13 protein-coding genes are annotated in these 13,681 nt (G+C 61.8%); 7 read left to right on the forward strand and 6 right to left on the reverse strand.

Annotated features, from left to right (window positions below):
• Nucleotides 1–218: 218 nt before the first annotated feature.
• The 6 genes from AC0L3K_RS00085 to AC0L3K_RS00110 are packed head-to-tail and all read left to right on the forward strand — an operon-like array spanning nt 219 to nt 6,979.
• Complete coding sequence (locus AC0L3K_RS00085; protein WP_279689107.1) at nt 219–890, forward strand: VirB8 family type IV secretion system protein; 672 nt, start codon at nt 219–221, stop codon at nt 888–890.
• A complete protein-coding gene (gene virB9, locus AC0L3K_RS00090; protein WP_473365290.1) occupies nt 887–1,738 on the forward strand; it encodes a P-type conjugative transfer protein VirB9 in 852 nt (283 codons plus the stop codon). The genes AC0L3K_RS00085 and virB9 overlap by 4 nt, the downstream gene beginning before the upstream one ends.
• An 11-nt stretch (nt 1,739–1,749) precedes the next feature.
• A complete protein-coding gene (gene virB10, locus AC0L3K_RS00095; protein ID WP_473365291.1) occupies nt 1,750–2,895 on the forward strand; it encodes a type IV secretion system protein VirB10 in 1,146 nt (381 codons plus the stop codon).
• The gene (virB11, locus tag AC0L3K_RS00100) at nt 2,892–3,923 is read left to right on the forward strand and encodes a P-type DNA transfer ATPase VirB11 (RefSeq protein WP_473365292.1); all 1,032 of its coding nucleotides are present in this window, start codon (nt 2,892–2,894) and stop codon (nt 3,921–3,923) included. The genes virB10 and virB11 overlap by 4 nt, the downstream gene beginning before the upstream one ends.
• The gene (locus AC0L3K_RS00105) at nt 3,889–5,835 is read left to right on the forward strand and encodes a type IV secretory system conjugative DNA transfer family protein (RefSeq protein WP_473365293.1); all 1,947 of its coding nucleotides are present in this window, start codon (nt 3,889–3,891) and stop codon (nt 5,833–5,835) included. Before virB11 ends, AC0L3K_RS00105 begins: the two co-directional genes overlap by 35 nt.
• Nucleotides 5,819–6,979, forward strand: a complete 1,161-nt coding sequence (locus AC0L3K_RS00110; protein WP_473365294.1) for an LPD7 domain-containing protein — start codon at nt 5,819–5,821, stop codon at nt 6,977–6,979. The genes AC0L3K_RS00105 and AC0L3K_RS00110 overlap by 17 nt, the downstream gene beginning before the upstream one ends.
• A gap of 428 nt (nt 6,980–7,407) precedes the next feature.
• On the opposite strand, the gene AC0L3K_RS00115 is transcribed toward AC0L3K_RS00110, so the two are convergent.
• The 6 genes from AC0L3K_RS00115 to AC0L3K_RS00140 form a co-directional block, all read right to left on the reverse strand.
• A complete protein-coding gene (locus tag AC0L3K_RS00115; protein WP_473365295.1) occupies nt 7,408–7,917 on the reverse strand; it encodes an Lrp/AsnC family transcriptional regulator in 510 nt (169 codons plus the stop codon).
• Between the two features lie 55 nt (nt 7,918–7,972).
• Complete coding sequence (locus AC0L3K_RS00120; protein WP_473365296.1) at nt 7,973–8,125, reverse strand: hypothetical protein; 153 nt, start codon at nt 8,123–8,125, stop codon at nt 7,973–7,975.
• A 199-nt stretch (nt 8,126–8,324) separates the two neighbouring features.
• Complete coding sequence (locus tag AC0L3K_RS00125) at nt 8,325–8,552, reverse strand: hypothetical protein (protein ID WP_473365297.1); 228 nt, start codon at nt 8,550–8,552, stop codon at nt 8,325–8,327.
• Nucleotides 8,553–8,690: 138 nt separating this feature from the next.
• Nucleotides 8,691–9,506 carry a MetQ/NlpA family ABC transporter substrate-binding protein gene (locus AC0L3K_RS00130; protein ID WP_473365298.1) on the reverse strand — a complete coding sequence of 272 codons (816 nt, stop codon included), beginning with the start codon at nt 9,504–9,506 and terminating at the stop codon, nt 8,691–8,693.
• A 37-nt stretch (nt 9,507–9,543) separates the two neighbouring features.
• Nucleotides 9,544–10,887: an LLM class flavin-dependent oxidoreductase gene (locus tag AC0L3K_RS00135; RefSeq protein WP_473365299.1), complete on the reverse strand. Its 1,344-nt coding sequence runs from the start codon at nt 10,885–10,887 to the stop codon at nt 9,544–9,546.
• Between the two features lie 32 nt (nt 10,888–10,919).
• On the reverse strand, nt 10,920–11,756 hold the full coding sequence (locus AC0L3K_RS00140) for a class I SAM-dependent methyltransferase (RefSeq protein ID WP_473365300.1): 837 nt from the start codon (nt 11,754–11,756) through the stop codon (nt 10,920–10,922).
• 373 nt (nt 11,757–12,129) lie between these two features.
• Here AC0L3K_RS00140 and AC0L3K_RS00145 point away from each other — a divergent pair, with 373 nt between their 5' ends.
• Nucleotides 12,130–13,569, forward strand: a complete 1,440-nt coding sequence (locus AC0L3K_RS00145) for an FAD-dependent oxidoreductase (RefSeq protein WP_473365301.1) — start codon at nt 12,130–12,132, stop codon at nt 13,567–13,569.
• Nucleotides 13,570–13,681 lie beyond the last annotated feature (112 nt).

Below are 13,681 nucleotides of genomic sequence, written 5' to 3' on the forward strand. Positions count from 1 at the left end.
TGATGGTCTGACGCGCCGACCGCTCAATCGTTCACTTTGGGATTGGGAGAACGGCACGCCATTGGCGACACCCGAGCCGTCAATTCCGCCATCGGCGCCAGCACCCATCATCCGCAAAGGCGAGATCGGACCGTCAGCGCCATCCAGCCATACCGCCAATTCGAGCTCTCGGTTGGACATTGCAGCCTCTTACCGCGCCTGCGGCAAGGAGGCGTGAGATGGTCCGGCACGATGATCTGAAGACCTATTTCGACAACGCGCGCCGGTGGGAACAGGATCTGTTGCTGTCGGCCCATCGTTCGCGCCGAACAGCGTGGGTGATCGCCGCGGGTGCCTGCGTATTGGCAGCCGCCTCGGTCGGTGCGGTCGCAGCACTTGCACCACTCAAAACAGTGGAGCCGTTCGTCATCCGGGTCGATAATGCCACCGGCATTGTTGACACGGTCTCCGCGCTCAAATCGACGCCGGCGCGCTACGATGAGGCCGTGACCAAGTATTTTCTCGGCCGCTACGTACGTGCACGCGAGGGCTACAGCTATCCGGAGGCGGAAACCAACTTTCGAACCATTTCCTTGCTGTCCGGGGCGGGCGAGCAAGCCCGTTTTGCGGCGTGGTACCGCGGCTCCAATCCCGAAAGCCCGCAGGTCGTTCAAGGTCGTTTCGGGGTCGCCACCGTACGCATCAAGGCGATCTCGCTCCTGGCCGACAATGTCGCATCCGTGCGGTTCATGAAGGAGAGCCGCAAGGGCGAGGAAACCCGCATCACCCATTGGGTCTCGACCCTGACGTTCTCCTACGCCAGCGCGCCAATGTCCTCCGCCGACCGTCTCATTAATCCCCTCGGCTTTCTGGTTTCGGAATATCGCGCCGATCCGGAGGTCGTGCCATGAAACGTTTCGTCCTTTTGATGATCTTTGCGCTGGGATTAGCGGGGCCGGTGCTGGCGCTGCAGCAGCCCGCACCTGGTCAACACGACGCTCGCGTGCGCACGGTCACTTACGATCCGGCTAACGTGGTCCGGGTCAACGGCGTCATCCGGGCTTCAACCCAGATTCTGTTTGCCGATGACGAGGAGGTCGCGCATGTCGCGATCGGCGATTCCGTGGCGTGGGAGGTCGCCCCGGCAGGCTCGATCCTGTTCCTCAAGCCGCGGGAAAAGCATCCGCCGACCAATTTGCAGGTTGTGACCACCCGTCCCGACGGCCGCAAGCGCTCCTACCAGTTCGAATTGTCGATCGCCGAGACCACGCTGGCGGACAGTTATTTCGTCGTCCGCTTTGCCTATCCCGGTGACGAGATCGAGCGCCGTCGCATGGAAGCCGCCGCTCGCGGCGCCGAGCGGGAAGGGGCGCTGGTCGAGCAGACCTTCGACTTGCATCATGCCTATGGGGCGCGCAACTGGCGGTTTTCGGCCCAGGGCTCGATCGACCTCGAGCCGGAAGCCGTGTTCGATGACGGCAAGGAGACCACTTTCCGCTTCGCTGGGAACCGCGAAATCCCGGCGATCTACCTGATCAACTCCGATGGTTCAGAAAGCCTGGTGCCCAAGGATGTCCGCGGCGAACTCGTGGTCGTTCATGCCACAGCGCGAGAGTTTCGTCTGCGCAAAGGAGGCAACGTGCTCTGCATTTTCAACGAGGCGTTCGACGCGGTCGGAATCAACCCCGGCACCAATACCACGAGCCCGTCCGTTGAGCGGCGGGCGAAGAAATCACTTCCAACCCTGAAGTCACGATAGGCGAGCGCGACATGTCCGATCATCACGATGAGACGATTGCCGGCGACCGCGGCATTACCCCGGTGGGAGGCGGGGACAATGGTCGAGCGGCGATGCTCAAGCGCGGCTTCGGCGCGCTGGCGCTGACCGCTTTTGCCTTTCTGATCATCTGGAGCACCTGGAAGAGCGATAAGCCAGTGAGCGATTCCGCCCGCAAGCTCATGATCCGGCCGGCGGCGGCGTTCGAGCCCGCACCGGAACCACCGTCTGCACCAATCATCACGGCTTCGATTGCAGCCACGCCGGTCGCAGCTGCGCCAGCGGCGCCGGCGCCCGCCGCCGACCAGCTCCTGGAGAGCGCCCGGCGCGCCCCAGTGCTGGCCTATAATCGGCCGGTTTCTTCCGGGCGCCCCGCCCGCGATAGCGCCACCGGAAGCGTCCTCACCGAGCCCTATGAGTTTGGACGGGGCGAGCCGCACAACGATCTTGCCGACAAGCTGAAGCCCACTCCGATCGAGGGCGTGCGCGCCGCGCGGCTTCCCAACCGCAATCTGCTGGTCACCCAGGGCACTTCAATTCCGTGCGTACTGGAGACTGCGATGTCGTCAGACGTGGCCGGCTTCGTCTCCTGTGTCGTCATACGGGACGTGATGTCGGATTCCGGCAACGTTGTGCTCATGGAAAAAGGCACGCAGGTGGTTGGCGAGTATCGCGGCAATGTGCGGCGCGGTTCAAAGCGCCTGTTCGTCCTGTGGACCCGCGCCAAGACGCCAACTGGGGTGATTGCAGCGTTGTCCTCGCCGGCCACGGATGCGCTAGGCCGCGCCGGGTTCGACGGCGACATTGACACTCACTTCTTTGAGCGGTTTGGCTCGGCGCTCCTGCTCTCGATCGTCAGCGATGCCTCGTCGATCGGTCGTCAACAGATGCAGGACGGCTCCATCCAGATCAACAACACCGCGGGCGCCACCAACAACGCCGCCGCTATTGCGGTTGAGCAGTCGATCAACATCCCGCCGACGCTGAACAAGAACCAGGGCGAACTCGTCAATATCTTCGTCGCGCGCGACGTGGATTTCTCCTCGGTCTATCAACTTCGGCGAATTGAGAGCCGGACCCAGATTCTCGACCGCACCGTTCCCGGGAACGCCGCAGCACCGGCTGTGGTGACGAAATGAGCCAGGTGACGTCGATTGAACGCGATGGTGGCCGCCTGGTCCTGGAGCGCTATCTGGAGCCGCTGGGGCCATACCTGGCCGACAAGAGCCTGACCGAAATCGTCGTCAACCGCCCGGGCGAGATCTTCGTGGAAGGGCCCGGCGGTTGGACCCGGCATGAGGCGCCGGCTTTGACGCATGCCTACCTCTCGCATCTGGCGACTGCCGCCGCCGGTCACACCCGCCAGGACATCGGTCCGGAGCATCCGGTCGTCTCGACCAGCTTGATCGGCGAGGAGCGCTGTCAGATCGTGGTCCCGCCGGCTGTGCCGCCCGGGACGATCAGCCTGACGATCCGCAAGCCCTCGACCCTGACCATGACGCTTGACGCCTTCGAGCAGGCGAAGCTGTTCGATGAGATCCGTGTCACCGGTCATGAGCTCAGCCCTGACGAGCATCGCTTGCTCGCCCTGAAGGAAGCCGGCGCATGGCGCGAGTTCCTCGATCTGGCCGTGCGAACTCGCCGCAACATTCTCATTTCTGGCGCAACCGGCTCCGGCAAGACCACCTTGTCCAAGGCACTGATCGCGGCGATCCCGCCGCACGAGCGGCTCATCACGATTGAGGATACAGTCGAGCTTGTCATCCCCCATCAGAATTGCGTGCGGCTGCTCTATGCCAAGGACGGGCAGGGCATCGCCAGAATTGGGCCGCGCGAACTCCTCGAGTCGTGCTTGCGGATGCGACCAGATCGGATCCTGCTGCAGGAGCTTCGGGATGGGACCGCGTTCTTCTATTTGAGGAACGTGAACTCCGGACATCCAGGATCGATCACGACGGTCCATGCCGATAGCGCCCGGCTCGCCTTCGAGCAACTGACCTTGTTGGTGAAGGAAAGTGCGGAAGGCCGTGACCTTCATCGCGACGATATCCGCTCGCTGCTGCTGCTTCTGGTCGATATCGTCGTCCAGATGCAGAAGCGGGATGGCCGCTACCGCATCTCGGAAATCTATTATGACCCCGTTCGCAAACGCGACCACGCCCGCTAGGTTCGCGCTCGGCACTGCGCTTGCGGTCGGCGCCATCGGGCTCTTTCTGCTGGTCGCCTCGAATGTTCTGCTGCTCGGGCTCAGGCATCACGACGGAGGCATCCATTGGTCCGAGATCGCCACGGGCTGGCCCCGGTACGGCACTGACCCACGCTTTGACCGCTGGCTGACGCTCTCAACTCTGGCGGGGGTGATCGTCGTCTTTGGCCTGCTCGGCGCTATCCTCCGGCAGCGCCCTCTGCCGCTTCATGGCAGCGCCCGTTTCGCCTCGGAGCGCGAGATCAAGGCCGCCGGCCTGCGGTCCAAGGAGGGTGTGCTGCTGGGCCGCAAGGACGGCAAACTGCTCTGCTTTGGCGGCTCGGAACACGTGCTGGTCTACGCCCCAACCCGCGCAGGGAAGGGCGTTGGCTATGTCGTTCCTAACCTGCTCAATTGGCGAGATTCAGTTGTCGTGCTGGATGTGAAGAAGGAGAATTGGGATCGCTCGGCGGGATTTCGCGCAGCGCATGGGCAGGAGGTCCATCTGTTCGACCCGCTCGAGGAGAGCGGCCGCACGGCGCATTATAATCCGCTGGGCTATGTCCGCAGCGACCCCGCCGATCTCTATGACGATTTGCAGCGCATCGCGGTGATGCTGTTTCCGGCGGAAAGCCGAGGCGACCCATTCTGGTTCGAGGCGGCACGTTCGGCCTTTGTGGCGATCGGAGGCTATGTCGCCGAAACGCCTGGCTTGCCACTGACGATCGGCGAAATCCTGCACCAGCTCTCCGCAGCGAGCGACCTCAAGGCCCATTTTGAGAAACTCATTGCCGCTCGCAAAACCGGCCCTTCGCCACTATCGCGACATTGCGTCAGCGCCTTGAACGATTTCCTCGCGGCTTCCGAAAACACCATGAACTCGGTGCGCAAAACCGTTACCGCGAGACTGGGTCTCTGGCTCAACCCGCGCATCGATGCAGCGACTTCGACCAACGATTTTGATTTGCGGCAGCTGCGGCAACGGCCGATGTCGATCTATCTCGGGGTCACGCCAGACAATCTCGACCGCATGGCGCCGCTTCTCAATCTGTTTTTCCAGCAGGTGGTCGATCTCAATACTCGCGAACTGCCGGAGCAGAATTCCAAACTCAATCGCAAGGTGCTGCTTCTGCTCGATGAGTTTCCGGCGCTTGGCAATGTCAATGTGCTCGCGAAATCAGTGGCGTTCATCGCCGGATACGGCATCCGCCTCCTCACCGTGATCCAGAGTCCGGCTCAGCTTCGTGCAATTTACGGGGTGGACGCCGCCCGTAACTTCATGACCAACCACGCCGTCGAGGTCGTTTTTGCGCCAAAGGAACAGGATGTAGCCAATGAGCTGTCGGAGCGCATTGGCTACGACACGGTGAAGGCGCGCAGCCGGAGCGGACCAAAAGGGCTTGCGACGCGCTCGACCAGCGAGACCATCTCCGAGCATCGTCGCGCCCTGATGTTGCCGCAGGAATTGAAACTCTTGCCGAGATCCAAGGCCTTCATCCTAGCCTCCGGCCTGCCGCCCGTTATCGCCGACAAGATCGTGTATTACGAAGACAAGGCCTTCCTCCAGCGTCTGCAGCCGGCGCCCGCCCCGGAGATGCCCAAAGGCCGCTCGAATGCGCTGATTGAGGCGGAAATCAAAGAGCTCCGGTCCGAAGTCGCTGAACTCCGCACGGTATTTCGGTCGCGACCGATGACCGACGAGGAGGTCGCCGATCCCTCGACGATCCCTGCCGGCGCCAGTTTCGATTTCGGGGACGTGGATGTCGACCTTGAAGGCCTCTCCGAAGACGACCTGAAAGCTTGGACCCTGAACTACATCGACGCTCAGGTCATTCCGCCGACGCGGCGGCCCGGCCGCAAGCAGAAGGGTGAGCAGCATGAACGACAGGCATGACGCTAGCCTGGAATTCAGCCTGGAGCGGCAACGTCGCGCGGGGCGCGCTTCCGCCCGAGAAAAGAGGGAAGACGAGTCCATAGCAGCAGCCCCCAACAAGCCTTCATCCGCGGAGCTCACCGATAGTGCGTTTCCGGACCGTATCCGTCGGAAATACTACGTGGTGGCCAGTGAATCCGAAAAGGATGGATCTGACCGCGAGGCGCGGCTCTATGCCGATGAGCGGAAAGAGTACCTCGCGTTCAAGACGACTGACGATCGCCTGGTCACCCGCATAGCTGCCGCCGAAGTGATCCGAGACATGGTCAGCGTGGCACAACATCGCCAGTGGGAGGCCCTTCACGTCCATGGTTCCGTCGAGTTCCGACGCGAGGCCTGGCTCGAGGCACGCGCGCGCTTCATGGATGTGAAGGGGTATCAGCCAACCGAGCTTGATAGCCAGGCGCTCGCCGATCGACGAGCGGCATGGGAACGAGCCCAGGCCCGGATCAACGAGGTAGACGCTCGCTCGGCTCCGGACAAGCCGCTGCGGGCGGATAGGCTCGACTACGACAAGGGTGTTTCCGGACGTCTGATGGAGGTCGGTCATGGCGCCTACCGCAACCGCCCCGACGCGGAGCCATCAACCTATGTAGCCATCGAACTGGACGATGGCCGGCGGCATCAGGTGTGGGGCGTCGGCCTCGAAAAGGACGTCGCAAAAAGTGGCGCTAGGCCTGGCGACAGCATCTCTCTGCGCAGGGAAGGCGTCGAGCCCGTCATCAGGGCGATCAAGTTCATAGACGCCGCTACAGGAATCGCTAGCACTGAACGGCGCCAGATGTGGCGCAACAGGTGGAGTGTGACGGTGGAGGCAGGCCGTGCAGACCGACCGGCGGCTGCGCGTGATTCTGACCTGCTCGCAGCTCAATCCCAGATTGTCCTCATCAATAAGCTTGTCGAACGCGCGCTGCCGAACGATGAGAATGCTCGCCAGAGCATTATGGCCTTCGCCAAGGAGCGGATCGCGCACCATCTCGAAAACGGTCATTCGTTTACTCGCGCGACGGTTCTAGACCCTGTTCAGGACCGTCACCGACCCGGACCCCAGAAAAGCGAGACGCGTGATGAAGGGCGGCTAAGAATGAAGGAACAAGAACGCTGACTTTTCAGGATTTGAAGCCGCTGACTCTTAAATCGCCGCTTCATCGGGATCTTCAACTCCAAGGCGCTTGCATGCGTGATAGCGCGTGCCATGCCTGACCGATTCTGAATGGCAGCTGCGTTGATTGATCGATCGCTAGCTGCCCCATTTTAATTTGGAAACAGTAGCCAACCTGCTACAATTACTGGAGCGTGTTTCGACGATTTTTTCCAAATGCGCCTTGAAATCACTATATAAGTAAGCAGGTTTTGATTCCGTCATTCGGAGGTTCGATCCCTCCCGCCCAGCCAGCATCTAAGCTACTGCTTACCTTCCCCATTTCGTCCCAATGTAGACCCCCCGGACGCCATTCGAGCAGGGCTGCAGCGACCTTGTCCTAGGACCGCGCAGTGCGGCGAACAAATCAGACACGGGGCAAGGCCCGCTTCTTAATCGGCCACCACCAGCGGGATCGGCAAGGCCGTGATCGACTTGATCTTCTCCATCGCAAAGCGCGAGGTGACGTTCTTGAGCGGTACGGCGTGGATCAGCTTCTTGTAGAAGACGTCGTAGCTCTGCATGTCCGGAATGACGACGCGCAGCATGTAATCGACGTCACCGGCCATCCGATAAAATTCCATCACCTCCGGCATAGCGCTGACGGCAGCTGCGAAGCGCTTCAGCCAGGAGTCGGAGTGATCGGAGCTTTCCACAGAGACAAACACGGAGAGACCGAGGCCGATCTTGTTCTGGTCGACCAGCGCGACGCGCTTCTGGATCACGCCGTCAGCCTCCAGCCGCTGGATGCGTTTCCAGCACGGCGTCGACGACAGGCCGACCCGGTCGCCGATCTCGGCCACCGATAGTGAGGCGTCCTCCTGAAGCACCGTCAGGATCTTGCGGTCGATGGCATCGAGGCGGCGGCCCGTCTCGGCGAGCTGCAACGCAGCGTCGGTCATGTCGGATTACCTTTGTATCAGGGGAAGCTCGACGGCCGGCACTTCGGCAAAACTGTCAGCCGTGGGGCCCGAACAGGAAGATCTCGTAGAGGTCGTCCCGATCGCCGCTTTTGCAGCCTGTCTGCGGCCGCAGCGAACGCCGGAACCATCCGCGTGCTTGTTCGAGCCAGCTGGCAAGGCTGCGATGCAGCGAGACGATGTAGCTCATGTTCACTCCGGACAACGTTGTGGGGCGAGAACCCGGCAAGGGTATCACGGGCGACGTGACGTTGAACATCGCCAGACGCTGGCATCGATCAGTTTGGTTGGATCGTACTGAAGCTGTCATTTGTTCAAGTAGAAACTTCCATGGCGTCGTTTCGCAAGGGACGATTTTCATGCGGTGTACCTGACGCGGAGGCATTGGATCAGTCGTTCGCGAGCAGCGCGAGCACGTCGGCATGCCGCAGGCGGGGTATGGAACCGGCGTTCAGCGGTCGGCGGCACGAGTCCGACACCATCGGCAGGATAGGCAGCCCCATGCTGCCGAACGATGAATACAGCAGGCCCCGGTCAGCGCGCTGATGCAGAAGCGCTCCCGTCATGAGGCCAAGCACGAGCAGGAACGCGATCAACAGGACCAGCGGGAGGATCAATGCTCATGCTTGCCGATGCGATCCGTGACCGCTCCCGCATCGATCGCCCGTTCGGCGGGAGAACGAAGACCGGTCCATTCCAGTGTAAATTCGAACATGACGGTGCCGTGTGTTGCCGCTGTTGTTTTTGCGAACCGTTCACTTCATGTAGTCGGGCAAGGTGAAGCCGTCATAGAAATGATCGGCCTGGATTGCAGTCTTGAACGCCGGAGACTTGTAGCCCGCGACGATGTCCTGGGCCCATTCGGCATTGGCGTTGGCCTTCTTCACCGCGAGCACGTTGATGTAGGGCGTCGTCATCTTCTCCAGCGCGAACGCGTTGGTCAGCTTCAACCCGCTGAAGATCGCGAAATTGCCCTGGACGGCGGCGAAGTCGACGTCCTCGAGCGCCCGCGGCGCCTGTGCGGCCTCGAGCGGGACGATCTTGATGCCGCCGGGGTTCTTGATGACATCGAGCTCGGTGACGTCGACCGGTTTGCTGTCGCGAATCTCGATCAGGCCGAGGTCGCGCAGCACCCACAGCGCGCGCTGCAGATTAACGGGATCGTTCGGCACGGCGACGCTCGAGCCCGGCTTGATCGGCGTACCCAGCGGGTGCTTCTTGGAATACAGACCCATCGGTGGTGTCGGAACGTGGACGATGCCAACGAGATCGGTCTTCTGGCGTTCGTTGTAGGAGTCGAGAAAGATCGTGTGCTGCATCACATTGGCGTCGATCTCGGACTTGAACACCGCGTTGTTGGCTTCGAGGCCCGTCGAGAACTCGACATAGCGGATCCTGTAGCCTTTCTTCTTCAGCTCGGGTTCGACGCCGATCTTGAATTCGTCGATATAGGGGCCCGGCACGAAGCCGACCCGCAGCTCGGGCTTTGCGGGTTGTTGGGCCAGGGAATCGCCGGCGGCGAAAGGGGAAAGAGCCAAAAGGCCGGCGAGCAGAAACAACGCTGTCTTCATGTCTTCTTACAATTTCCAGTTTAGAGCGGAAACGGTGTCAGGCGATCGCCTTGACCGCGTTGGAGTAGATGCTGGCAGGGCGGGCGAGACCGTAGTGCTCGCGCAGCGTCGTGCCGGTGTAATCCTCGCGGAACAGGCCGCGCTTGCGCAGGATCGGAACGACCTGCTCGGCGAAGACATCGAAGCCGCCGGGGAGCCACGGCGGCATCACATTGAAGCCATCGGCCGCGCCGCTCTCGAACCAGGTCTGGATGTTGTCGGCGATCTTTTCCGGCGTGCCGGCAATGACCCAGTGGCCACGTGCGCCGGCGAGGCGCTGCACTAACTGGCGGATGGTCGGCTTCTCGCGGTCCACGATGTCGACGACGAGCTTGAACCGGCTGGCGACGCCGCGCGCGCCAGCGGTGTCGATGAGGTGACGCGGCACAGGACCGTCAAGATCGTAGCCGGTGAGATCGACGCCGATCATCTGGCGCAGCTGAGTCAGGGAATACTCCGGTTGGATCAGCGCGTGGAATTCGTCCTGAAGTCGGTCGGCCTCCGCTTGGCTGCTGCCGATGAAGGGGCTGATGCCGGGCAGAATCTTGATCTCGTCTGGGCCGCGCTCGAAGCTGCGGGCCTGACGCTTGATGTCGGCATAGAACGCCTTCGCCGAGTCCAGCGTCTGATGCGCCGTGAAGATCGCCTCTGCATAACGGGCGGCGAAGGCACGGCCATCGTCGGAGGCACCGGCCTGCACATAGACCGGCCGGCCCTGCGGCGTGCGCGAGATGTTCAGAGGACCGCGCACGCGAAAATGCTTGCCGACATGGTCGAGCGTGTGGATCTTGGCTGTATCGGCGAAGATGCCGGAGGCGGGATCGTTGACGAGCGCGTCGTCTTCCCAGCTGTCCCAGAGCCGCGATATCACGTCGAGATATTCGCGGGCGCGCTCGTAGCGTTCGTGGTGAGGTGGATGCTCGGGTAGCCCAAAATTCTGCGCGGCTTGAGGCGCGCTGGTGGTGACGATGTTCCAGCCGGCGCGGCCTCGGCTGAGATGATCGAGCGAGGCAAACAGGCGCGCCAGATTGTACGGCTCGGTATAGGTCGTCGATGCGGTTGCGATCAGCCCGATGCGTTTCGTCACTGCGGCGATGGCGGCAAGCCAGGTGATCGGCTCGAAGCGAAAGCGCTGGGCATAGCGGACGTTGTCGGCCAGCGCCGGGCCATCGGCAAAGAAGATGGCGTCGAACTTGCTCGCCTCGGCGCGCTGCGCCAGCTCCTGATAATGCGTGATGTCCAGAATGCGGTCCGGTTCAGATCCCTTGTAGCGCCACGCGGCCTCGTGGTGGCCGCCGGGATAGATGAAGAGATTGAGAACTAATTGCCGTTGGTTGCTCATGGCTCGAATATCCAGAGGGAGGGCCGGAGGGGCTACGAGACGGAAGGGGTGGTTTGCGACGCCGGTTTCCGCGCAAAGGCGAAACGCAGATATCGCTCCAGGCGCAAGCCCTCGGGGGTACGCTTTGCCTCGACCAGCACGGCAAAAGCTGCATCGATCGCCGCCCGTTCCGCTCGCGAAAAGCCGCCGAGGAAGTTGCCGAAGGCGCTCGCTTCGGACCATCCGATCGCCGAATTCACGTCAGCATGCAAATCGATCAGCGAGCGCAAGTCGCTGCGGTAATCGACGAAGCCGCTCTCGGTGAACAGGGCCTTGAGTTCATCCTCGGTTGCTCCGAGCACCCGTTGCGCCTCGCCACTCCGTTCGGCGAAGCCGGCCTGTTCGATCGCCTGCCGACGCAAGGTACGGGATTCGTGAGGCTTGGTTGGGTCCTGAACATTCAGTCCGATCCGGCCGCCCGGCTTGAGGACACGTTCGATCTCGCGCAGCGCCTGCCGCTTGTCGGCGATCCAGTGGAAGACGCTGTTGAGGTAGACGGCATCGAATTCCGCAGGTCCAAAGCGCGAAAGGTCTTCGGCGCGGCCGACGTCGAAGGTCAATGTTTGCGATGCGCGCAGTCGCGCAATGGCGATCCGGTTCTCCAGGGGATCGATGCCGATCACGCGGCCGTCGGGGCCAACAAGTCCCGCGACGAACTCGGTCAGGCGGCCGGTGCCGGCGCCGATATCGAGCACGCGGTCGCCGGACTTCACGGCGAGCGGACCAATGAGGAATTTGCCGTGATGAAATTGAAGGAGGCCGGCTTGCTCGTAGGTGCGAGCAAGCTCGGGTGTGTCTCGTTCAAGGCTGATGACGCCGGGCGCCGACATTTCCGTTCCAGGATTTCAAGCAGACCGTTAGTGTCGCCCGATCGGGGCAGACTCTATGTCGTGGACGTCGCGAATGTCGATGAAATGAATTTACGTTGTTAGCAACGATGTAAGCATGAATCTAACGATGGCACTGCAGAATGTAGATGAAGCTGCAAGGGGTCGTTCGCGCGTTCGACCGCCACGTAAGCCGAGTTGCGGCTTGAATCGGCGAGTCCACGTCCGGCCCTCAACGCAAATATTTTGACGAGACGCGACGCCGCAACGAATTCGTTGCGCGGCGGGCCGAACAAAGCTGATTCCATTTCATTGACGAAATGTGGATCGCTTCTACGATTTGACAGCATCTGACGCGCTCAAATCCAGGTGCAGCATGTTTCAATCCGATCCCGATCAACCCGCTCGCGACACTCTGCGCCTGATCGGCCCCGACCCGCAGAATTGGGTGTCTGATCGGGAGGGGATCGATCACAACGTCGCCGTCATCGGTGGAGGGCAATCCGGCAGCGCCTTCGCCTTTGGGCTCCGTCGTGCCGGCATCGGCAGGGTCACGGTGATTGACGCGGCCAATGACGCGGCGTCGTCCGGCCCCTGGTTGACCAGCGCGCGCATGCACAAGCTGCGGACGCCGAAAGGGCTCGCCGGTCCCGAACTCGGCTTGCCGGGACTGAGCTTCCAGGCCTGGTATGAAGCGCATCGCGGTGCTGCCGCTTATGACGCGCTGGATCGCATTCCCCGGATCGAATGGGCGGCTTATCTCGATTGGTACCGCAAGACGCTCGGCATCGAGGTGCGCTATCGCACGCGTCTGGTCCGCATCGAGCCGGTCGGACAGTATTTGCGCCTGCATCTCGATGTCGACGGCAAGCCGACGACAGAAACGGCGCGCAAGGTCGTTCTTGCCAGCGGTTTCCCGAGCAATGGCGGTCCGTTCATTCCCGACGTGCTCACGCAAAACCTGCCAAAGGAACTTTACGCCCATACGCTGGAGGCGATTGACTTCGAAAAGCTCCGGGACAAGTCGATCGCCGTGATCGGCAGCGCCGCTTCGGCATTCGATGCTGCGGCGGTAGCGCTCGAGGCCGGAGCGAGGGAAGTGCATCTGTTCGCGCGTCGTGACCGGCTTGCATCGGAGCCGGTCATCAGGACGCGCGGCTATCCGGGTGCCTATGACAATTACACATCGCTGCCGGATGCCGTTCGCTGGCATCAGGCCATCCGCTTCCGGCGCGCCGGCTCGACGCCGCCCCCGGATGCGGTTGCGCGCGCCGTCAAGTTCCCGAACTTTAATCTTCATCTCGGAGCCTCATGGAGTTCGGCCAAGCCGTTCGGGCGGCGGCTGATCGCGACCACGACGACGGGCGATATTGCGTTCGATTTCATCATCGCCGGTACCGGCTATCAGGTCGATCTCGCCAGGCGGCCAGAACTTGCTGCTTTCTCCGGCGAGATATTGCTGTGGCGCGACCGCTTTTCTCCGCCGGCCGACCAAACAGACGATAGCTTGGGTGCCCATCCTTATCTCGGCTCTGGTCACGAGTTCCTGGAGAAGCAACCCGGTCGGGCGCCCTATCTCCGCGACATTCACGTCTTCAATCCGTCCGCGTTCGTCAGTTTTGGCCTGCCGATTGGGGATGTGCCGAGCTTCAAACGCGATATCCCCGGCGTCGTCGCCCGGATCAGCCGGGATCTGTTCATCGACGATCTCCCGGCGCATGAAGCGCGGATCAACGGACCAATCGCCGATGATTTCGATCCCGCATTGTACGCGTCGGCGGTCTGGCGTTTCCCAAACATCGCCGCCGCTGAATAGAGCAATGTGCAAATAACAACCGGACACGCTGTAACCGCGGGAGCATCTGTTTCGCGCTTGCCTTCAACTTTGGAAGCTATTTCCGAAGCCGTTGAGTTAGCATCGTTGGACT

It is taken from the genome of Bradyrhizobium sp. MI1.10, assembly GCF_055811035.1.